Origin of the sequence: Paenibacillus sp. NPDC057934, from assembly GCF_042887565.1 — a bacterium.
Classification (GTDB): Bacteria; Bacillota; Bacilli; order Paenibacillales; family Paenibacillaceae; genus Paenibacillus_AQ.
On the sequence record NZ_JBHVPB010000009.1, the window covers coordinates 176,945 to 198,299 of the forward strand.

Here is a 21,355-nt window from a genome sequence, read left to right on the forward strand (position 1 = left end):
AATAGGCTCGGAGCAAGGATTATGCGCCTGGCAACAGTATGTTAGCATGTTAATACCCTTTGAATCTGTGTGATGAACCATACTCCAGAAATGAATGTTAGGGTTCAAATTCAGTATATACTTTTTATGTAAACACTGTGCAAAATGCATCTAATTTGCTGAAAATGACATATGAATAAGCACATTTGTAGCAAAAATGTCTTTGCATATTCATACGAACTGATTTATAATAAATCGGTCTAATTAAACAGCATACGCTAAATACAGAAAAGGGGAGATATAGAAATGAAAAAATGGGGTACACTTTCACTAACTTTGCTGCTTGCAGTAGGATTACTAACGGCCTGCGGTCAAAATAAGAATGGAAATGATTCCGCAGCTAGCGGAGAGGCCAACACCGGATCGGCTGCCAAAAAAACACTAACACTGGGCACCAGCGCGGATTTCCCGCCTTATGAATTTCACAAGGTTGTTGACGGTAAAGACAGCATTGTCGGTTTTGACATCGACATTGCTAAAGATATTGCCGCCGACATGGGAGCGGAGCTTGTCATCAAAGACTTGCCATTTGATTCCCTGCTGAATGAATTGTCGAGCGGAAGAATTGATATGGTTATCTCCGGCCTTAGTCCGACGGAAGAACGCAAGAAAGCGGTGGAACTGTCCGACATCTACTACAAAGCAGAGCAATCCGTGGTTGTTCGCGAAGCGGATAAGGACAAGTTCTCCACGATGGACTCGCTTAAAGGAACGAAGATCGGTGTTCAAACCGGTTCGATCCAGGAAGAGCTCGCTAAAGGCATTGAAGGTGCACAATTAACTTCCCTTGGCAAAATCTCCGAGATCGTGCTGCAACTTCAATCCAACCGCGTAGATGCTGCAATTATTGAAGGTCCTGTTGCCAAATCCTTTGTCAAGAACGTCAAAGGAATCGTGATCACAGATGCCAAACCAGAAGCTGAAGATGACGGCTATGTGGTAGGAATCAAGAAAGGCAACACAGAGTTGCTGGATCAAGTCAACAAGACACTGAGCCGACTGAATTCCGAAGGCAAGATTGACGAATACGTGACAGCTGCAAGCGAACTGGCTGAAAAGTAATCAATCTGTTATCCATTGGAATGAACAGCTGTACTTACAGAAAATAGCGGTGCTTGCTCCGCTGTTTTCTATTTTTTTGGAGATTGGAGGTTGAACAGGTATAATGAATATTTTTAATCTAGCTTATGATTACCGGAACTTTTTCCTGTCTGGTCTACAGTACACTTTGCTACTGGCCGTGCTCGGCGTATTCTTCGGTTTTGTACTGGGGATTGCCATTGCGCTGCTTCGCATGTCCAAACTGGTTGTACTTAGATTTATTGCCACGGCTTGGGTAGAGTTCCTACGCGGTACACCGATGCTGGTGCAGCTTTTCCTGATTCACTATGGTCTGGCCAGCTTTGGTATCGAATTCAGCGCAGTACAATCGGGTGCGATTACACTGTCCATTAACAGCTCCGCATATCTGGCCGAGATTTTCCGGGCGGGGATTCAAGGCGTAGACCGGGGACAAGTGGAGGCTGCACGTTCCCTCGGCATGAGACAGGCAATGACGATGCGCCACATTGTGCTGCCACAGGCTTTGAAAAGCGTACTTCCAGCTATCGGTAACGAATTTATTACGATTATCAAGGAATCCTCGATCGTTTCTTTTATCGGGGTGGCAGATCTCATGTTCCAGTCCCGTGCGGTAACTACGATTACCTATGACGGGTTTACACCGTTAATTGTCGTTGCTGTGATGTACTTTGTGTTGACCTTTACCATGTCTAAGTTGCTTGGCAGACTCGAAAGGAGGCTGAACACCGATGATCGCCGTTAAGAAACTGGAGAAACATTTCGGCAAACTGGAAATCCTGAAGGGCATTGATCTGGAGATCCATAAAGGGGAGGTTGTCGTGGTGATCGGCCCCAGTGGTTCTGGCAAAAGCACCTTTTTGCGCTGTCTGAACTTGCTTGAGCAGCCAACTGGCGGTGAGATCACCTTTGAGGGCGAGTCGATTACCTCGCGCAAGCATGACATCAACCTTACCCGTGAGAAGATGGGCATGGTGTTCCAGCAATTCAATCTGTTCCCGCATATGACCGTGCTTCAGAACATTACCCTGGCCCCGGTCAAGGTGAAGAAGCAGTCGCAGCAGGAAGCTGAGAAATTCGCTCTGAATCTCCTTCGTACCGTTGGTCTGGAGGATAAAAAGGATGCCTATCCTAATCAGTTGTCCGGGGGACAGAAGCAGCGGATCGCAATTGCCCGTGCTTTGGCCATGCAGCCGCATGTGATGTTGTTCGATGAGCCAACATCAGCCCTTGACCCTGAAATGGTCGGTGAGGTGCTGGAGGTCATGAAAAAATTGGCTGAAGATGGCATGACCATGGTGATTGTGACGCATGAGATGGGCTTTGCCCGAGAAGTCGGGGACCGCATTCTGTTCATGGATGGGGGCTTTATTGTTGAGCAGGGGACTCCTGCAGAAGTTTTCGGTAATCCCAAGCATGCGCGGACTCAGGATTTCCTGAGCAAAGTGCTGTAATGCATAACATATAAAACGGCCCCCGGTAGGTTACCGGCGGCCGTTTTGTTTTAAAGTTCATTTATGCTTCCAAACCATGTATAATAAGTGGTTAATGAACCTGAAAAGGAGTACATACATATGAAAGATGACCTCTGCCGGATCGGCATTATTGATATTGGCTCCAACTCCATTCGTCTGGTAATCTATGACACGACGCCGGCGGGAGGCTATAAGATCATAAAGGAATGCAAATACTCCGCCCGATTGAGTGAGAAAATAACAAGAGACGGCCGGCTGGATCGGAAGGACATGGAGACCGTTGTGCCGGTGCTACGTCAGTTCAAGGAGATCTGCGACGGATTCGGTGTGGAGAGAGTCCGGGCAGGTGCGACGGCAGCTATTCGTAATGCCGCTAATTCGGCTGAAATTATATCTTTCCTATCCGAAGCTTCAGACATTCCGATTGAAGTGATCAGTGGTCATCAGGAAGCCTATTTTGGATTCCTCGGGGTGATCAATGCGTTTAATGTCGAGGATGGGTTTGTTATCGATATCGGGGGCGGCAGCACGGAGATCACGCTGTTTAGAGCCCGTCGCTATCAGCACAGCATTTCTTTTCCGTTCGGAGCTGTGAATACCAATATTATGTTCGGCCACGGCGGCAACTGGACTGGAGAGCAGGTTCATAAGCTTCAGGCTTATGTGCTGGGGCGGCTTGTGGAGCATGACTGGCTGACTACCGGGGAAGGTCTACCTCTGTTCGGACTGGGCGGCACACTGCGGTCACTGGGTAAGCTGGATCAAAAGAGTAATGATTACTCACTGCCGAATTCGCACGGATATACGCTGTCATCCGAGACGATTGAGCAATTCATGGCTACACTGCCGGCATTGCCGCTTGAGAAACGGAAGGAACTAGACGGGTTGTCCAAAAGCCGGGCCGATATCATTGTCTCCGGTTTGATTATTTTCCACACCGTGTATAAGTATGTCGGTGCTGTGCAGGCCGTTATTAGCGGCGAAGGCTTGCGGGAAGGCATGTTGCATGATCTGTTGAAGCCGGAGCAACCGGTACGGGACAGCGCTCTGGAATTCAGTTTGGATACCATCATCCGCTTTGATATCCGCACCTCGAAGACACATCTGGATCACATTCACAAACTCGCGCGAAGCCTACTGTCCATGCTGAAGATCGAAGGGGATACCCGGGAGATCGAGATGCTGGTCTATGTCTCCATCATGCTGCACCGAACGGGATCGAATATTAACTATTATCAATCCAAGCGGCATACAAGATATTGGCTAATGAACTCGCCCATTCGCGGTCTCACACATCGACAGCTCATCCTGTGTGCCATGATTTCTTCCTATAGCACAAAAAGCCGGAAGCAGAAATTGTCCACCGAACACAAGGACATTTTACTGGCTTCCGACGAAGAATGGATCCACAAGCTTGGAACGCTTGTTCAGTTAAGCATTGCGCTGGATAGCACCGAGATTGGTGTTGTCAGAGGCCTAGAAGGCCATATGCAAGGGAATACCCTCCATATGAGCCTTCAGGGCAACTCAGCGATTCTGATCGGTCTTGAGGATATTGAGAACGCTCTGAAGGCATTCAGGAACGTTTGGGGTCTAAAGGTAAAGCTCGACTTCCCTTCCAACGTGTAACATCCATAGCAGCAAACTGGCTCCGGGAAGGGGCCTTTTTGTCGTCTGCGCGTTCATAATATCCATTAGGCTGGAGGAAACTGGATTTGGTGTTATCGCTCAGTGTCAGCTCGAGAATCTTGATGATTTGCTCCCGGATGGTACTGTCATGCACAGGGCACATCAGCTCGATCCGCCGGGTCAGATTTCGTGTCATCCAGTCTGCACTGGACAGATAGACTTCAGGGTTGCCGCCGTTCTCAAAATAATAAATGCGTGAATGCTCCAGGAAGCGGTCCACGATGCTGCGCACCGTAATCCGTTCGCTTAATCCTTCAATCCCCGGCCGCAGGCAGCAGACTCCGCGCACGATGAGATCAATGGATACGCCAGCTTGAGCAGCGATGTAGAGGTCGTCGATGACCTGTTGGTTGGACAAGGAGTTCATCTTGGCGATAATACGGGCCGGACGTCCAGCCGCGGCATGCTCAGCCTCACGCTGCATCAATTTTTGTATGGACAGGCTCATGTTGGTTGGCGCGACGATGAACGAATTCCAGTCATAATTGGCAGAGTAGCCAGTCATTTGATTGAACAGCTCGGAAGCATCCAGACCAATATCGGTATTCGCGGTGAACAAACTAAGGTCCGTGTAAGCCTTGGCGGTACTGTCATTATAGTTACCGGTGCCGACATGTACATACCGTTTCAGCTCTGTGCCTTCCTGGCGCACAATCAGCGTGATCTTGGCATGGGTCTTGAGCCCAACCAGGCCGTACACGACATGGCATCCGGACTGCTCAAGTTTACGCGCCCAGGCAATGTTGCGCTCCTCGTCAAAGCGAGCTTTCAGCTCAACTACGACGGTGACCTGCTTGCCTGATTCGGCGGCATTCGCCAAGGCAGTAATCAGCGGAGAATTGCCGCTGACCCGATACAGTGTCATTTTGATCGCCATGACCTGTTCGTCTTCAGAAGCTTGAATAATAAAATCTGCCATCGCATCAAAGGATTCGTACGGATGATATACAAGCACATCACGCTCTTGCAGCACCTCGAAGAAATCCTCATTCTCTTCAAACTCCACCGGATACAGTGGCTCCACCGGAGGGTAGTTCAAATAACTGAAGCCCTTAAGGCTGCCTGCAAACTGGCGCAGGAATCCGAGATCCAGCGGACCGTCAATCTCAAATACGAAATCTTCGATTTCGAATTCAGCCTGCAATTGCTCCAGCGCATAGGGATGAATACCTTTTTGCACTTCCAGACGGGCCGGTACGCCGCGTCTGCGTTTGCGAAGCTCCTTTTCAATCTCCTCCAGGAGGTCCTCAGCGCCTTCCTCGTCAATCGTAAGGTCCGAATTGCGTGTCAGGCGGAACTCGCTAACCGAGACCGGCTCATAACCGCTGAACAAGGTCTGGATATGATGTCTGATAACATCCTCTATGAATACGAACTGCCGCTTCTTGCTGTTGGAGCGATGGGGCAGAGGGATACATCTTGGAAGATTGGACGGAATTTGCAGGATCGCAAAATACGGTTCTTCCTCCAGAGCATTTTTACGGGAGAGAACCACCGCGAGATAAATGAATTGGCTATGTACTAACGGAAATGGACGGCTCTGATCCACTGCCATCGGTGTAAGTACAGGGTAAATAATGTCTCGGTAATATTGCTCTATGGAAAGCTCCTGTGCATGTGTCAAATCACCGTAATCTACGAAGACAATACCTTCCTTGTGCAGATTCCTGGAGATATCGCGGAAGGTGCGGTACTGGTCGGCAATGATTTTGGAGACCCGTTTGAAGAGGCGTTTGTACAAGCCGGATGGAGTATAACCGGTGAAGTCTTTTTTCGTATATCCTGCACGAATCTGATCCTGGATACCCGCTACACGCACGCTGATGAACTCATCCAGATTGCTGGACACAATAGCCAGAAATTTGGCCCGTTCCATCAAGGGGTTGTCCACATCTTGGGCCTCTTGCAGCACCCGGCGGTTAAATTCGACCCAACTGAGGTCACGGTTAAGATAGGCAGTGGCAGGACTGCTGCTAAAGATATTCTTTTTCTCTTCTTCGATCATTTTGCTCATGGCCCCTCCACGTCATTCTTTTTTTCTTTCGTTACCGCTTTGGTGGCGGTGCAGCCGTAATTTCGGCTTATCGTATTTTACCATTTTACTATTTGAAGAAGATAGTTTTGTTAAATCTGTGTAAAATCTTTGGGTTAATTTGCCGAAAGTTTGCCGATGTAGGTCGGATAGTGAAATATAGGTTAACATAATTAAAGTTATGTAATCTATATTGTTCTCCAAATTAAAGGTCTCTTTTTCGTTAAAAAGAACAGTTCTTTCAAAATGGTAACAATTGCTTTGGCACTGGTTACAGAATTGTGATATATTCGATTCTGTTAGTTTACAAAGAGCTGCATTTTGATGCCCTTAGTAATTCATACATAGCTACAGGGTAAAGACTTGCGCAGTGCGCTGTTCACCGGCCGCCGTGCATTGTAAACCAAGGAGGAAGAAATGAAGATTAATTTCAAAATGATCAAAACCTTTGCTGCTCTTGTAGGAATCAGCGCTGCGCTGCAAGCCGTTCCTGTCCATGCTGACGGCATCCACACTGCCAAGGAAGGGAACACTTTCTATACGTTGTCTAAGGAATACGGGGTCAGTGTAGACGCCCTTATGAAAGCTAACCCGCAGGTGTCTGCAACCAACATTTATTCAGGCTTGAAACTGAACATCCCTGGCAAAACGCCCACATTTGTCGCCCAAAGTGAATCTGCCAAAGCGGAGGTCATTACTGCCAATCTCAACGTTCAACCAGAGACCAATACCGTGTCAGCTTGGGGAAAAGTATTCAATTATGACCGGACGTTGCAAGTCAAAGCTTCTGCTTACTCGTCTGCTAGCAGCGAGAACGGGAAATGGGGCGCGGTCGATTACCTTGGCAACCCACTGAAGCTGGGGACAATTGCTGTAGATCCTTCCGTCATTCCGATCGGCACCAAAGTTTTGGTGACGGGTTATACCCACCCTGGACTGCCAAAGTCCGCTTTTGTTGCTACGGCTACTGATATGGGGAGTGCCATCAAGGGTAACCGGATTGATATTTTTATCCCAGGAAGTCCGAGCTTTGTAGCTGACTTTGGTTATCAGTATGTACAATTATACGTTATTCAATAGTTCATTAAAACTTAGCATGAAATACAAATGGAGGATGACCGCTGATAGCGGCGTCCTCCTTTTTTGTTATTTACTTTTGGAAATTTGCAGAAGCTGGGGAACTGTAACGAAGGTGTAGCCCCGTTGTCGCAGGCTCGAAATCACCTCGGGCAGCGCTTGTATGCTACCCCTCAGGTTGCTCCCATGTCCTCCTCCACCATGCTGAAGAATGATCGCTCCTTTGCCGGCATGAGAGAGGATATTGTTCTTGACCTGCGTCTTGGAGAGTCCCTTCCAGTCTAGCGAATCCACATTCCAGTTGACCAGCTTATAGCCATGTGATTTCGCCCATTTCAGCTGCTGCTCATTGATATCTCCATAAGGAGGGCGGATCAGGCGGGGTTTATAGCCAGCGATGGCTTGTAAAATATTTTCAGTACGAACGATCTGTGTTCGAAAATCATTCAGTCTCAGCTTCACGAACTGTGGATGATTATACGAGTGGTTGCCGATGACATGCCCTTCCCTGATCATACGGGCAACAAGTCCCGGATGTTTCTCTGCCCGGCTTCCTACGACAAAAAAGGTGGCCTTCACTTTGTACTTGCGGAGGACATCTAGCAATTGTGGAGTAAAACGCGGGTCGGGCACATCATCGAAGGTGAGGGCGATGATCTTCCGCCGGGGGCCGCTGGTCTTGATCGTCTCAGGATATTTGTGCAGCAGTTGGCTCAGTGTAAGCCCTTTGGAATCCTTCCGCGGCCGGGCTGCCTCCTTGGAAGAGGTTGTCTCAGCAGGCCCTGCGGGATTTCCATTCGAAAAAGAGGCCTCAGGATCGTTGGCGCTAATCCGCTGCGCGGGTGTTTGATTAGCAGTAGCTAAAGCTTTTAATGGTGCCGGGGGAGAAAGTAGCAGGGCACAGATCGCCGTTACCATAAGGGTTAGTCTCCAGCCCTTGGACAGATCATTCATCCGAAAGTACCTCCTTTTTTGTCATAATCACGGCCATTATCTTCCTTTGTTATCTCCCAGAATGCCGGATTTTATGCTGTCTCCTTCGTTCTGTAGCCATTATTTCTTCCAGCAGGCAATGCGTGTATACTTATGGAACGGGACAATAAAACTGCCCGATAAATAAGGATCAGGGAAGGATGGAGACAAGTATGCCGAATTTATTCACCCCTTATGAATTGAAAGGTTTATCGCTGAAAAATCGGATTGTGATGCCTCCAATGTGCCAATATTCCGTAGACAAGCAGGATGGCATCCCTAATGACTGGCATTTTGTGCATTATGTCAGCCGTGCCGTTGGTGGTACAGGCTTTATTATTGTAGAGATGACGGGCGTTCATCCGGATGGCCGCATCACGAACAAAGACACCGGTATTTGGAATGACGAGCAGGTTGAAGCTTATCGCAGGCTCACAGATGCCGTGCATGGTTATGGTGCCAAAATTGCGATTCAACTCGGCCATGCTGGACGCAAGGCAGTGGATGCCGAGCCGCCGGTAGCACCGTCTGCGATACCTTTCGACAGCCGCTCTAAGACTCCTAAGGCTTTGTCACGTGAAGAGATTGCCGAACTGGTGACAGCTTATCGCGAAGCTGCGCGCAGAGCGGTGGAGGCGGGATTTGACAGCGTGGAGATCCATGGTGCGCACGGATACCTGATCCATCAGTTCCATTCCCCGCTGACAAATGTCAGAGAAGATGAGTATGGCAAGGATCTGGGTTTGTTCGGTGAGGAGGTAGTCAGAGCCGTCAAAGAAGTGCTGCCAGCGGACATGCCTGTCATCATGCGGGTTTCAGCCAAGGAATATGTAGACGGGGGATATGACCGCGAGTATGCGCTTGAATTCTGCACCCGCTATCGCGATGCCGGAGTAGATTTGTTTCATATATCATCCGGCGGGGAAGGTCCTATCGGTTCCAATGGCGGGCCGAATGCCGTTCCGGCATATCAGGCGGATCTGGCCGAGTACATACGGACCGGACTGCAGGTACCTGTGATTGCGGTAGGGCGCTTGGAATCCTATGAGGATGCGCAGGCCGTAGTAGCAGATGAACGGGCCGATCTGGCCGCGATTGGCCGTGGCATGCTGAGTGATCCTTATTGGGCGCTGCATGCAGAGGAAGCGCTGGGAGGCGTAAATCAGGTGCCCAAAGCTTATGAGCGCGGGCTGTGGAATAGAAAATAGATTGTTGCTAGTGTGAATATTGTCACAGATTTCAAGCTCCTTCTAAGGCAATCTTTAATAAGATTAAATTTGAAGGAGCTTGATAACGTGGCGACAGTTATAAGTAACGAACGGCTGGCAGAAGGGGTCTTCCATCTCAGGGTGGGGGGGAATCATGGCGGACAAATGGGTCAATTCTACATGCTGCGGGCATGGGGGGCCTATCCGCTGCTGTCCAGGCCGCTTAGCATACATCAAGTGAACGATGACGGGGTTGAATTTCTGTATCATGTGGTTGGCGAGGGTACAGCAATATTAGCTGGTTTAAATCCTGGTGACACGGTAAATCTGGAAGGGCCATTTGGCAGCGGGTTTCCGCTTGTCTCCGGGAAAGTAGCGCTTGTAGGCGGGGGGATCGGCATTGCCCCGCTTTTTTATTGCGCCGAGAAGCTGCCCGGCAGTGACGTTTACTTGGGATTCAGCAGGGAAGCCTTCCGCACGGAGGCCTTTTCTTCCCGCGCTGCATCCTTAACGGTGGATGTGGGTGGACGGATCCTCGACAGCGTTGATTTTAATGAATATGATCATATCTTCGTATGTGGACCACATCCCATGCTGAAATCAGCCCAGCAGAAGGGTACAGCTGCTATCGAAGCTGGAAGCAAAACTCGGGTGTATCTGTCCTTGGAGAACCGGATGGCCTGCGGCATCGGTGCCTGTCTAGTCTGCAGTGTGTCTTGTCGTGACGGACAGCGCAAAGCCTGCGCGGACGGACCTGTCTTTCTGGCGGAAGAGGTGATTTTCCATGATTAATCTGAGTGCCAAGATTGGCAATGTTCATTTTAAGAATCCGATTGTCATGGCCTCCGGCACCTTTGGATTTGGACATGAGTATGGGAAAATGTACGATGTGTCCACATTAGGGGGGATCTCCGGCAAAGGTCTGACGCTGCATCCCAAGGCGGGCAACCCCGGTATTCGCGTATACGAGACAGCTTCAGGTATGCTCAACAGCGTTGGACTGGAGAATCCCGGAATAGAAGCGTTCCTCGCCAAGGAATGTCCTTACTGGGAGACCCTAGATACGGTTCGTATCGTCAATCTTGGCGGGGGGACACTTGAGGACTATGTGCTCGGCGCAGAATTGATCCAGCGGGACGCAGACGCTCGCGAGCGCGCCGGAACAACTGCGGTGGACATGATCGAGCTGAACATCTCATGTCCGAACGTCAAGGAGGGCGGGATCGCATTTGGCATCAAAACACCTGCTGCGCAAGAAGTGGTAAGGGCCGTGCGGCGGGCTACGCGGCTTCCGCTCGCGGTGAAGCTGTCGCCCCAAGCGGAGGATATCGCCGTGATGGCACAAATGTGCGAAGCGGAAGGTGCGGACGCCGTCTCGCTCATTAATACCATTTCAGGGATGAAGATTGATGTCCGAAAACGAAGCAGTGTGTTCAACAATCTATATGCCGGATTATCCGGCCCGGCTATTAAGCCAGTTGCACTACGGATGGTGCATCAGGTGGCCAAGAACGTGAACATTCCGGTCATGGGCATGGGCGGAATCACCTCAGCCACGGATATTATTGAATTTATTATGGCCGGCGCTACGGTAGTTCAGGTGGGTACTTACAACTTCATGAACCTGCGGGGCGGCAGCACGCTGGTCGACGAATTGTGGAATTTTATGGAAGAAGAAAAGATCAGTTCTTTGGACGAAATTCGCGGAATTATATAAAAATATAGGTGCAGCCCCCGTATTCTTCGGGACTGTTCTCCAAACTATTAACAAAGCATGATCTATAGGTAAGGTTTCTGGTGTGCTACCAGGAACAGCCAATCCCGTGATATAATAAAGTAAGTAACAGAGGTCTCACCTTACCTCCGTAGCAGGTGGGAAGGAAGTTATTTCTTGATGATTCGGTTAATATAAGAGGAGGCAATGAAATTGGCTGACGAGAAATATCATCCGGGCGATATTGAACTGACCGCACTGGAGGTTGGCCGTGATCTGCTGCTGCTTATTACCGGTGGTGTAAGTCATATCGGCGCAGCCAGTACAGCTTTTCTGATCGGGGATCAAGTTGAAGTGTTAACCTCGGCCGTTCCTCATCACAAAGAGCATACTTTGAGTGAGGGAATTGCTCATAAGGTAGCGACCGCACTGCGGAGATCGGTGACGGTAGTCATGGGCATTCATTATGATGATCTGACTAAGGAAGACATTCAACAGGTTGTGGAAATTGTTAATGCCAAAGTGGAACAGTATTTATCGCAACAAAATTGAAACGGCGGCGGCATCTTTGCGTAAGAGATAACAAACAGTTTTTTAAACTTTTCTTTTGGAGGAATGAACAATGTCTATTTTTAAAAGATTACGCGATCTCACAATGTCCAATATTAATTCGATTATCGATAAGGCGGAAGATCCGATTAAGATGACGGATCAGTATATCCGCGATATGACTGAGGATCTGGAGGATGCTGAGAAAGCGGTAGCTGCTCAGATCGCGATCGAGAAGAAATTCAAACAGCTTTACGAAGAACAGGAAGCACTGGTTGACAAGCGCAACCAGCAGGCTCACGCGGCTGCTCAAGCAGGTAATGTTGATCTGGCCCGCCGTGCACTTGAAGAGAAGAAAGCGGCGGAAGCCAAGTTGGTGGAGTACAAAGCCAGCTTTGATCAGAATAAAGCCTCTGCAGACAACTTGCGCGGTAAGCTGGATGAGATGCGCAAACAGCTTGCTCAGATGAAGAACAAGCGCGAAACGCTGGTAGCGCGTTATAACGCTGCTAAAGCGCAAACTGAAATCAACAAAGCTATGAGTGGATTCAGCTCCGACTCGGCCTCAGCAGGCCTCAAACGTATGGAAGAGAAGATGCTACAAGCAGAAGCACAGGCGGAAGCCAGCAACGAAATGAGTTCGGGCAGCAAATCGTTGGACGACGAATTCGAGAAGCTCACCAAGGACCAGGCCGTCGAAGACGAACTGGCAGCTCTTCTTAAGCAATACGACAAGAAGTAAGACAGGCAGAGCCGGAATAGCGGCTTAATATGAATAGGCGAAGGGGAGACAGTGGGATCGTTTCTCCTTCGCTTTTATCTATGCAAGTACAGGTTATGAAAATTAATGTAGCGGGGGCTGAAGGTAATGGATCTCCATATACTGGTGTCCATGGTGGTGTGGACAGTATGCAGTGTTATTTTGCTGTTCGTACTGATGTACGTGGATTCACTTTTTACCCGTTATAACGATATTGCGGAACTGAAAGCGGGCAACATGGCTGTCACGACTCGGCTCGTACTGAAGCTGCTGACTCAGGCATACATATTATCGACCTCGATCGCAACTTCAAACCGGCTCGGGGAAGCGCTGCTTGTATCGGTGGTGTCTTTTGTACTGCTGCTGCTGCTTGAGCGTACCGTGCGTCTGTTGTTTGCCGTTTGGGGCAAGCTGGATCTGGATCATGGGACACAGCAGGGGAAAATCGGCTATGGCTTGCTTTCCGGTTCGCTGCATATCGTCGGGGCTTTAATTATTTCAGCTTTTTTGTAGGAAGGATTGATGGAGGTTGAGTATCTGGAAACGCATAGGCAATTTATTCTCCAAGCCGGAGCCTCCGGCAGTACCCAAGAGCATGCTTAGTCTTGCGCCCGGGGATATCTGTGAAGTCTCGCTGGTTACGTATGAGGTCACTGGAAGGACCCATAATCGGGGACGGAATGCAGTCGTGCTGACACTACGCGATGGACGTGAAATCGCCTATCTGCATATTGAGGAGCGGGAGCAGCTACAATATGGGTTGTATAAACCGATTGACGGACGGCTGGATAATCCTGCAGAAGTGCCAACGACGCTGGAACTGGATGATCATGAGTTCTTCCTGGAGGAAGAATACGAAGGTCATGTAGCAGTGGCGGGGCAGACCCCGTTTATGAATGGGGGGGAGCAGCATGTGTGGCAGTATCAGTCCGACGACTTCCGTCTGCTGCGTATTGAATGGCAGAATGGACGGTTTATGCTGTATGAAGGTGAGAAAGTGATCCCGGGAGATGTAAGGGTAATCCGGGCTTCATAGGAGAGGGTGCCCATGAAAAGACAGTTAGCACGCTTGTTATCCTTAGTCATGGTACTGGGGCTGCTGGCTTCCCTGCTTGCCGCATGCGGCAGCGCTCCCGACCTTAAGGAGAACTATCCGCTGGAATCGGTAAACAAGGATGGCCATTCCACCTCCTATGTTTACAGGGCAAGTGACCAATCGGTAGAGGAAGTAGCAGATGAACTGGCGTCACAGAAGAAGCCTGATCAGATCTCATCTGCTAATTCGGAACATATGTTCTTGGTATACGGCAAACAGTGGTACCATTTGCAACAGGACCCGAAAAAGCCGGAGGATACGCTGGTCGAAGTCGATTCCGAAGAGTATGTGCGCAGCAACTATAACTCCAGCTTTTTGGAAACGTATCTTGCTGCCAGGCTGATTGGCGATTTGTTCGGTTCGGGTGGCGGATATGGCTCTTACCGGGGATATGGAAGTAAGGATGTATATAAGCCCAAGCAAGGAACGTATCACAAGCCGACCGATCAGGATAAAAAAATTGCGCCACCGATCACCGTAGAACGGAAAGGACAGCTCACCCGTAGGGGCAACAGTAAGGGTGTCACCGATCCAGGCAGTGTGACCGGAGGTAGCAGCAAGTCGGATAGCGGTACAAGCAAAGGCAGCATTTCCCGTAAAAAGGGCGGATCTGACTTTTTCAATGCGCCGAAGCCCAAAATTAGCAAGCCCAAAACCCGCTTTGGTACCGGTAAAATCGGCCGAAGGGGCAGGTGACACCCAAGCTTCAAGCAGAGACGCGTCAGTATGAGCGGCTCTGCTTTTTTTATGAGATGGAGGAGAAAAGGATGTAGTGAAATGGAAATTGGAGGATCAACGGATGAGTGATTTCCGACTGGTAAGCTGGACGAAGACGAAGAAATGAGGACGGCAGCCATACCAGAAGTCAGAGAAGCGCTGAAAGACTACAAGGATGGGCGCTAGTTATCTAGTTATGGGTGGAATTAGTTGATTTCACCAGCGTTTTGATGTACCTTTTTTACATAACAGTCGTAATACTAAAGTAGCAAGGCAATTAATTTCACAGGAGGCAATCACGATGAAGGATGAGAAACAGACGATCACCTCTTTAAAAGATATTGGTAAAACAATGCTAAAAGGTGCGACTATCGGTTCGATCTGGGATTCAGACCTCACAGACAAGAAAGTGAATGCAATGCCTGAGTTTACGACGAAACAAGTGTATAATCACTTGCTTGGCAAGGAGAAACTGTCCGATCAGGAGATCGAACGGCTCAAGCGGGCTACGAAATCCACACGGTATCTATAACACGTGATTTAACGATTAAAGATGAATTATTATGAGAACGGATACAAAACTTCTTCGGAAGGCGTATCCGTTTTCTTTTTTACAGAAAATAAACGAATGACAACGAACGGCAACGAAGAAGAATGCTCCGCCTTCGCTCATTATTTACCAAACATCATTATATGAAAAATTCACAATAGAAATCCGAGGATTTTTCCATATGTCGCTTTCCCGACACGTCCCACAACCCCCATGTCACAAAAGCAGCGGCTCCAGCCCAGTTAGTGGATAGGGCAGAGCCGCCGAGGGAGAGAGGAATTAGGACTCCAGACGACGTTCAATCGCTTCAGACATCGTTTTATCAGTCAGATGGGCGTAGACCTCGGTGGTCTCCGTAGAGGCGTGTCCAAGCTGCTCCTTGGTCTTGTAGATATCATTCTGCAAATAATAGTCGGTTGCGAAAGAATGTCGCAGTTTGTGGACCGTCAGATAAGGCTTGCCAAAACGCTTGGCGTATTTGATGATCATCTCCTGCATGGCCCGCTTGGTCATCCGTTTGCCTTCCTGGCTGCCGTTCGGGAGAGCGATGAAGAGCGCTTTTTCCCGCTTAGGAGTCTTATACCGTGAGGAGCGTAAGCCGAGATAATTAGTGAGATCATCCTTGGCTTGTTCCCGGAAATAGACCGGGGTTTTAAAGGTTTCATCATTGTGACCCTTGCGATATACATACAGCATTTTATTGTTCAGATCTAGATCATCCACGTTGAGATTGACGACCTCTGATACACGCAGACCGGAGTTGAGAATCAGACTGGCGATGCAGGCATCCCGTTCCCGATTGATTTGAAAAGAATAATAGGCTTGCTTGTTACCTTCTACATCGCGTCCGTACCCCTCATAAATGTAGCCAACGAACTCCAGAAGCTCTTCTTCCTCCAGAATTTTACCCTTCAATTTGGCCGCCGTATCCTTCGGCTTGTGAATGCGTTTGATTTCCACCTTGGCCATGATGTTCCGCTTGAGGAGGGGGTAGAAATCCTCATCTTCAGCAATTTGGCTCAAATAATGAAACAGAGACCGAAGAGAGGAGAGCTTGCGGGCGACGGTGACCTTACTGTTCGTACTCTCTGCACGGGTCGTGAGATGCAGCCGATAGCCGATAATGCTGTCCATATGCAGCGTCTCCAGCTCCAGCAGAGTTATTCCGGTATTATGGTCTGCAATAGACAAACCCTCAGCACGCAGCCAATTGAAAAAAGACTCATAATCCCGGATATACTCCAGTAGGGTGGAGGGAGAAAGGTCAGGCCGTTTATAATCGATAAACTGCTGCACGAACCAGGGCATGAGCGGCAGCTTCAGGTCCAGATGCTTGCGGTCGTTAGTCTTTTGAATGCTCATCAATAACACCTTCTTATATGTATTCCATTGGGTTAACTTTACTCTATCTTAACATGTTTTACTTGGCTTGGCCCGAAGTGCAGGGGGTTAAAGGTGAGCGCGCCTTGCTCCCAAGGAGACAAAGTTATATGATGGGTTATAAAAAAAGCGACTTGCAGGGGTGAACCGCATGGAACTTGGAATTGAACTGGTTCCCAAGGAACGTAAACAACTGATCAGCAATCTGATGCAGTTCTATCTGTACGACTTCACGCAGTATCTGGAGCTTGATGTGAATAGTGATGGTTCTTTCCCGATGTATCCAGGGCTGGAAGCCTATTGGAGCAGTGGGAGCAATAAATTTGCCTATCTGATGACGGTGAACGGTGCCACAGCTGGCTTTGCGTTGGTGGACAGGCTACTGCGCAGCACGGAAGGGCAGTTTTATATGACAGAATTTTTTGTGATGCAAAAATATCGCCGTACCGGTGTTGGCACCTGGGCTGCGCACAAGCTGTTTGACATGTTTCCAGGTGACTGGAAGGTGTCGCAGGTACGTGCCAACATTCCGGCCCGTAATTTTTGGCACCGAGTGATCGGCAGCTATACGAATGGGGCTTTTCAGGAGCGGTTTAATCCGAGTCAAGGCAACCCGAGTCAATATTTCAGTACATTAAATATTAATTCTATGAAGTAAAAGAGGGGGAGGGCGTATTTTGTCTTCTTGAACCTCTTATACAGAACGTCTGTAGTTACTTGAATAGCCCTTTAAAAGCTTCGTTTACCTCTTGGGGGAGACGAAGCTTTTTTGGTGGGAAGAATAGGAGAGAGAAGAATAGTTAACATAATAATAATTAGGTTAACTATAACTTCGTTTTTTCGGCTATATGATTAATTAAGGGCGGTGATATAGTAACTGATCAACTTAAAAGATCAATTAAACTAACTAACGAAACGACAGTCCAACCTAATGAATCAACGACAGAATCAACGAATCAGTAAATATAAAACCAATTCTTCGATTTCAACATATGAAAAATTCACAATAGAAAATCGAAAACACCCCTATATCTATCACATACGACGCATATACTACATGCTAATCATATCTATCAACAAAACAATAGAAAAAGTGAACTTTCCCCCTGTTGTTTCACCTAGAATTATTGAAGCTGCAGAGTGCCCTTTTGAAATTGGAAAAGACGCTGCCGCCCGCTTACTAGGAGGATGTTGCAAAAGCCAAACATCGCTTTTATTTCGGCGATTCGCCATGGTGGACAGCGCGCAGCTATTCCTCGTTTGGAAACCTTGAGGTATGCTCATGCGCTCGGGAATCTGGAGATCATAAGTTTGGTAGAAGAGGGGGAACAACAACTGTTTACCGTGAATATGTACGATTATGAGTCGGCTTGTAACACAGCACTGAGGCTCATCGGGTATGCTGAGATCGTAGAGTCTTTAGATCTGAGGGAGTTTGTCAGTGAGCGAATCTCCACAATGTTCAGGAAACACACACGATGGTTTACGGAAAAAATAATATGTTAACTATAAGGGAGATAGGCAATATAAACTCTCATTATTTTCCTTTCAAGCACCTTCAAGCCTTGTGTCGTAAAAGAAGTAGTAAAAGAAGTAATTTCGCCTACTGGTCCAACGGTACTTATCGTTTCTAGAAGTATAGTTCACTTCGCGATCCCGCACACATATGCGCTAAAATAAAGACCCGGCCAAGAGATCTCATCTCTTTACCGGGTCTTGTCCATTTTATAGAGTATACATTTAAGCTATATTTATGGTCTCTCTCGCTTTAGCAGCAGCTTTTTCACGGGCGGTTAGTCTTTTATGAGCCGTTAGCAGGAAGGGGAAAGCTAGCGCGCTGATCAGAGCGAGTGGGACAAAGACCGCGGGGCCGTTAAGCGCACCGAAATGGTCGAGCATAATTCCACCCAGCACGGGAGCTAATACATTTCCCATGTTGTTGAAACCAATCGTGCCGAAGTAAGTCCCTTTAAATTCCGGCTTGGCAATGCGGTCGATCAGCATATCCATCATCGTGAACAGCAATACTTCTCCTATCGTGAACAGTACGACACTGGACATCAAGAGAATGACACTGCTATTGATGCCAAAAAGCAGCAGGCTGGCGACAATACAGACATTTCCCAGAATTAAAGGCATCAGTGGTTGGAACTTTCGCGCCGTCCGGACAATGGGATATTGCACAACCAGTACAGTAACCGCATTAAGGGATAACATGTAGGTGAAGAGCTGTCTCCCGTTTGCAAAATGCGTATTCATTGCCAAATATTGCGCCAGGGTAGAATCAAAATGACCATAGCCCAGTATACAGAAGGTGGTTCCAATCAACACGGGCAGAAAGACGCGGTCCCGGCCTGTAGTTGCTAGCGCCTCCCGAAGACGCGGAGCCGTGGCATGAGAGCGGGACGGCATACTCGCACGGTGAATGTAAAACTGCAGGAACAATACCAAACCATAGACAATGTAGATGAACCCCGCGATCAGGAATGGGAAGGTCGACTCCGCAGCGCCCAACTGCAAACCAATAATGGGACCGAAGACAACTCCAAGGTTGATGGCGGCATATCTCAGGTTAAAGACCAGCAGCTTATGATCCGCAGGCGTAATATCTGACAGTAGCGCACGTGAGGTGGGCTCGAACACGGCCCTGCATAATCCATTGAGTGTGTTCACAAGGAAGAAGACCCATAAATAACGTGCCTCAGAGAAGCCGAAGAACACAGCCGCCCAGCCGAATACGGAGATCAGCATGACAAGCTTACGGCCGATGATATCGGAGATATAACCGCCATAGAAGCTGACTAGAACGCCTGCCAATGAACTGACAGCTACTGTGATCCCTGTCTGGGTTGGGGTGGCACCAAGGACCTGAGTTAAGTAAATCGAGAGAAATGGAATACTCATGGAGGTCACTAGACGTCCAAATAAAGTACCAATAATAATCGTCCAGGCAAGCGGGTGAATGTGTTTCAAGTGTTGTTTCATTGAAAATGGCTCCTAATCCGTTCTGATTTTCTATGTTTTTATTTTTATCTTAGGTATAATTGTATCTGAAAAAGGGGGAAGTAAAAGTGTAAGAAATCATACGTTCTCTTCACCTTTTAAAAGGAGATACTCTATGAATCATAACATCACATCGCATTATATGAGTCTCGCAGCCGTGCTAAATACTCCTTTTCGCCTGGAAGAGCCGCTTCCTGTCACGATAGATGAGCTTACAGAGATCTTGTGCTGTACTTCCCGCAATGTGAAGTTTATCCTGCGCAAGCTGGAAGAAAAGGCCTTGATTGAGTGGCATCCCGGACGGGGAAGAGGGAGAGTTTCACAGATTACCTTTTTACGAAGTATCGACGATGTGCTTGAGGACAGCTTTGAGGAGCTGATGGGTAAGGGGAAGATAAAGGAGGCGACTGCGCTGTTCGGCATGGCCGGCGGCAACGAACCTTTGAAGGAGCGTCTATTCGGCGCGCTTAATAAACAAATGGGTTTTCACAGTGAGCTGAACTCTCCTTCCGGACAGGATGTGCTGCGGATGATGCGCAATCGGAAGCTGGAAAAGCTAGATCCGGCCTTTGTCTATACTGCTTTTGAAGCGTACTTACTGGGACAGATTTGTAGCACACTGGTGACCTATGACGCTCAGAGTAATACTTTTCTGCCCGGTTTGGCTCACATGTGGGAATGCAATAACGAACATACCCATTGGGTGTTCTATCTTCGTAAAGGGGTTCGTTTTCATCATGGCCGGGTCATGACTGCCAAGGATGTCAGAGCAACGCTCCAGCGGCTACGGGATTTGGATAGCTCGGCCTTGTGTTTTTTTCGCGATATCATTAATGCGGAGTCTCAGGGGGATTATTGTATTCACTTTCGTTTGAGTCAGCCAAATCTGTTCTTTATGCATTTGTTTAGCAGTATCCATATGTCCATAATTCCGTACGATGTAGATTTCAGTATGGATATTATCGGAACGGGACCTTATCGTCTTAAAGAGCTACGCAATGATCGCTTGGTATTGACTGCGTTTGACTCCTATTACGGGCTACGTCCACTGCTGGATCAGGTCGACATTTGGTTTCTGCCCCATGATGTCTCGTATGATCGGCAGTATGACCTTCCGGATTTGCAGAGGGAAGAGCTTGATCATGGACAAGGGGACGACAACGAAATCGATTACCCGGCACTGGGCAGCCGATATCTTATATTTAACTTTCATAAAATAGGTGTGCATCATCAGTTGGCATTCCGTCAGGCGCTTCGTCTTATTTATCATCAAGTAACGGTGATTAAGGAGCTTGGGGGGAGTAGGTTAACGCCAGCAGACAGTTTTTTGCCATGGAACAGTAAACAGAGAATGTGGGAAGAAGTACCAGCTTCAGCCAAGGAGATTAAGGAGCTGCTGTCAGCGAGTGGATATGAGGGAGAGCCAATGACGCTTGCTTACATGTCCAAAAAAGAAGAACGTGAAGAGGCCGAATGGGTGCAGCGCCGTTGTGCTGATGTCGGACTTACCCTTAAGCTACGCCCTTTCGAGACATTCAGTACAGAAGGGGCCTTGGATCATGCAGAGTTACTGCTTGCCGAAGAAGTTCTGGAGGATGACTGGCAGTGGGGAATGATCAATTACTTCAAGAACGAAGCCAATTACTTGCATTCACTCCTGCTGGAGAGTCAGAAGACTACAATCCACCGAGAACTGGAGGATTTTGCCCAGCGGGATGAGAAGGGGCGGACGGAGCTGCTGGATAAGGCGGAAAGCCTACTCCGCGACAACTGCTGGCTGCTCTTTGGATGTCACGTCAATAAAAGAGCACAACTTAATCAAAGTCTTAACGGATTACACACCGGGGTTTTCGGCTTTCTGGATATCTCGAAGCTTTGGATCAAGACACGAGTTCAAACGGTAGACGGATCTTGAAAAAGATAGGGAAAACAAAGTTATGATTCAATGAAACGTAGACACGTAGTATTATAAAAATTACCTGGAAACACCGATAATAAAGCTACACATCTAGCA

At 48.3% G+C, this 21,355-nt stretch carries 21 protein-coding genes; 17 read left to right on the forward strand and 4 right to left on the reverse strand.

Features of this window, described 5'->3' with window-relative positions; all coding sequences use genetic code 11:
* Positions 1-285 precede the first annotated feature (285 nt).
* From ACFVRY_RS21200 to ACFVRY_RS21215, 4 genes are all read left to right on the forward strand, one after another.
* The gene (locus tag ACFVRY_RS21200) at positions 286-1,101 is read left to right on the forward strand and encodes a transporter substrate-binding domain-containing protein (protein ID WP_387502291.1); all 816 of its coding nucleotides are present in this window, start codon (positions 286-288) and stop codon (positions 1,099-1,101) included.
* Between the two features lie 103 nt (positions 1,102-1,204).
* Complete coding sequence (locus ACFVRY_RS21205) at positions 1,205-1,864, forward strand: amino acid ABC transporter permease (protein ID WP_066361493.1); 660 nt, start codon at positions 1,205-1,207, stop codon at positions 1,862-1,864.
* Positions 1,851-2,573: an amino acid ABC transporter ATP-binding protein gene (locus ACFVRY_RS21210; RefSeq protein WP_387502292.1), complete on the forward strand. Its 723-nt coding sequence runs from the start codon at positions 1,851-1,853 to the stop codon at positions 2,571-2,573. The genes ACFVRY_RS21205 and ACFVRY_RS21210 overlap by 14 nt, the downstream gene beginning before the upstream one ends.
* A 120-nt stretch (positions 2,574-2,693) precedes the next feature.
* Positions 2,694-4,223: a Ppx/GppA phosphatase family protein gene (locus ACFVRY_RS21215; RefSeq protein ID WP_387502293.1), complete on the forward strand. Its 1,530-nt coding sequence runs from the start codon at positions 2,694-2,696 to the stop codon at positions 4,221-4,223.
* Here ACFVRY_RS21215 and ppk1 read toward each other — a convergent pair.
* On the reverse strand, positions 4,171-6,288 hold the full coding sequence (gene ppk1, locus ACFVRY_RS21220) for a polyphosphate kinase 1 (protein ID WP_387502457.1): 2,118 nt from the start codon (positions 6,286-6,288) through the stop codon (positions 4,171-4,173). The genes ACFVRY_RS21215 and ppk1 overlap by 53 nt on opposite strands.
* 444 nt (positions 6,289-6,732) lie before the next feature.
* Between ppk1 and ACFVRY_RS21225 the strand changes: the two genes are divergently transcribed.
* Positions 6,733-7,395, forward strand: coding sequence for a 3D domain-containing protein (locus ACFVRY_RS21225; RefSeq protein WP_387502294.1), 663 nt, complete (start codon positions 6,733-6,735; stop codon positions 7,393-7,395).
* A gap of 66 nt (positions 7,396-7,461) precedes the next feature.
* On the opposite strand, the gene ACFVRY_RS21230 is transcribed toward ACFVRY_RS21225, so the two are convergent.
* On the reverse strand, positions 7,462-8,346 hold the full coding sequence (locus ACFVRY_RS21230) for a polysaccharide deacetylase family protein (protein ID WP_387502296.1): 885 nt from the start codon (positions 8,344-8,346) through the stop codon (positions 7,462-7,464).
* Between the two features lie 191 nt (positions 8,347-8,537).
* On the opposite strand from ACFVRY_RS21230, the gene ACFVRY_RS21235 reads away from it, so the two are divergent.
* The 9 genes from ACFVRY_RS21235 (at position 8,538) to ACFVRY_RS21275 (ending at position 14,940) form a co-directional block, all read left to right on the forward strand.
* Entirely contained in the window at positions 8,538-9,572 is a 1,035-nt protein-coding gene (locus ACFVRY_RS21235; RefSeq protein ID WP_387502297.1) for an NADH:flavin oxidoreductase/NADH oxidase, read from the forward strand.
* Positions 9,573-9,659: 87 nt separating this feature from the next.
* Positions 9,660-10,364, forward strand: coding sequence for a dihydroorotate dehydrogenase electron transfer subunit (locus ACFVRY_RS21240; RefSeq protein WP_387502298.1), 705 nt, complete (start codon positions 9,660-9,662; stop codon positions 10,362-10,364).
* Entirely contained in the window at positions 10,357-11,289 is a 933-nt protein-coding gene (locus ACFVRY_RS21245) for a dihydroorotate dehydrogenase (protein ID WP_387502299.1), read from the forward strand. Before ACFVRY_RS21240 ends, ACFVRY_RS21245 begins: the two co-directional genes overlap by 8 nt.
* A 210-nt stretch (positions 11,290-11,499) precedes the next feature.
* Positions 11,500-11,838 (forward strand): prenylated flavin chaperone LpdD, encoded by a 339-nt coding sequence (gene lpdD / locus ACFVRY_RS21250; RefSeq protein WP_387502300.1) that lies wholly within the window; start codon positions 11,500-11,502, stop codon positions 11,836-11,838.
* A gap of 70 nt (positions 11,839-11,908) precedes the next feature.
* Positions 11,909-12,577 carry a PspA/IM30 family protein gene (locus ACFVRY_RS21255; protein WP_066361474.1) on the forward strand — a complete coding sequence of 223 codons (669 nt, stop codon included), beginning with the start codon at positions 11,909-11,911 and terminating at the stop codon, positions 12,575-12,577.
* Positions 12,578-12,703: 126 nt separating this feature from the next.
* The gene (locus ACFVRY_RS21260) at positions 12,704-13,108 is read left to right on the forward strand and encodes a DUF350 domain-containing protein (RefSeq protein ID WP_387502301.1); all 405 of its coding nucleotides are present in this window, start codon (positions 12,704-12,706) and stop codon (positions 13,106-13,108) included.
* A 16-nt stretch (positions 13,109-13,124) separates the two neighbouring features.
* Positions 13,125-13,631 (forward strand): DUF4178 domain-containing protein, encoded by a 507-nt coding sequence (locus ACFVRY_RS21265; RefSeq protein ID WP_387502302.1) that lies wholly within the window; start codon positions 13,125-13,127, stop codon positions 13,629-13,631.
* Between the two features lie 12 nt (positions 13,632-13,643).
* Positions 13,644-14,387 (forward strand): DUF4247 domain-containing protein, encoded by a 744-nt coding sequence (locus tag ACFVRY_RS21270; RefSeq protein WP_387502303.1) that lies wholly within the window; start codon positions 13,644-13,646, stop codon positions 14,385-14,387.
* Between the two features lie 322 nt (positions 14,388-14,709).
* Positions 14,710-14,940 (forward strand): hypothetical protein, encoded by a 231-nt coding sequence (locus tag ACFVRY_RS21275; RefSeq protein ID WP_387502304.1) that lies wholly within the window; start codon positions 14,710-14,712, stop codon positions 14,938-14,940.
* 297 nt (positions 14,941-15,237) lie between these two features.
* Here ACFVRY_RS21275 and xerS read toward each other — a convergent pair whose 3' ends face one another.
* On the reverse strand, positions 15,238-16,320 hold the full coding sequence (xerS, locus tag ACFVRY_RS21280) for a tyrosine recombinase XerS (protein WP_387502305.1): 1,083 nt from the start codon (positions 16,318-16,320) through the stop codon (positions 15,238-15,240).
* Positions 16,321-16,489: 169 nt separating this feature from the next.
* Here xerS and ACFVRY_RS21285 point away from each other — a divergent pair, with 169 nt between their 5' ends.
* Complete coding sequence (locus ACFVRY_RS21285) at positions 16,490-16,996, forward strand: GNAT family N-acetyltransferase (protein WP_387502306.1); 507 nt, start codon at positions 16,490-16,492, stop codon at positions 16,994-16,996.
* A 530-nt stretch (positions 16,997-17,526) separates the two neighbouring features.
* Positions 17,527-17,844, forward strand: coding sequence for a hypothetical protein (locus ACFVRY_RS21290; RefSeq protein WP_387502307.1), 318 nt, complete (start codon positions 17,527-17,529; stop codon positions 17,842-17,844).
* 234 nt (positions 17,845-18,078) lie between these two features.
* On the opposite strand, the gene ACFVRY_RS21295 is transcribed toward ACFVRY_RS21290, so the two are convergent.
* Positions 18,079-19,323, reverse strand: a complete 1,245-nt coding sequence (locus ACFVRY_RS21295; RefSeq protein ID WP_387502308.1) for an MDR family MFS transporter — start codon at positions 19,321-19,323, stop codon at positions 18,079-18,081.
* Positions 19,324-19,456: 133 nt separating this feature from the next.
* Between ACFVRY_RS21295 and ACFVRY_RS21300 the strand changes: the two genes are divergently transcribed.
* Positions 19,457-21,256 carry an ABC transporter substrate-binding protein gene (locus ACFVRY_RS21300; protein ID WP_387502309.1) on the forward strand — a complete coding sequence of 600 codons (1,800 nt, stop codon included), beginning with the start codon at positions 19,457-19,459 and terminating at the stop codon, positions 21,254-21,256.
* The last annotated feature ends 99 nt before the right edge of the window (positions 21,257-21,355 follow it).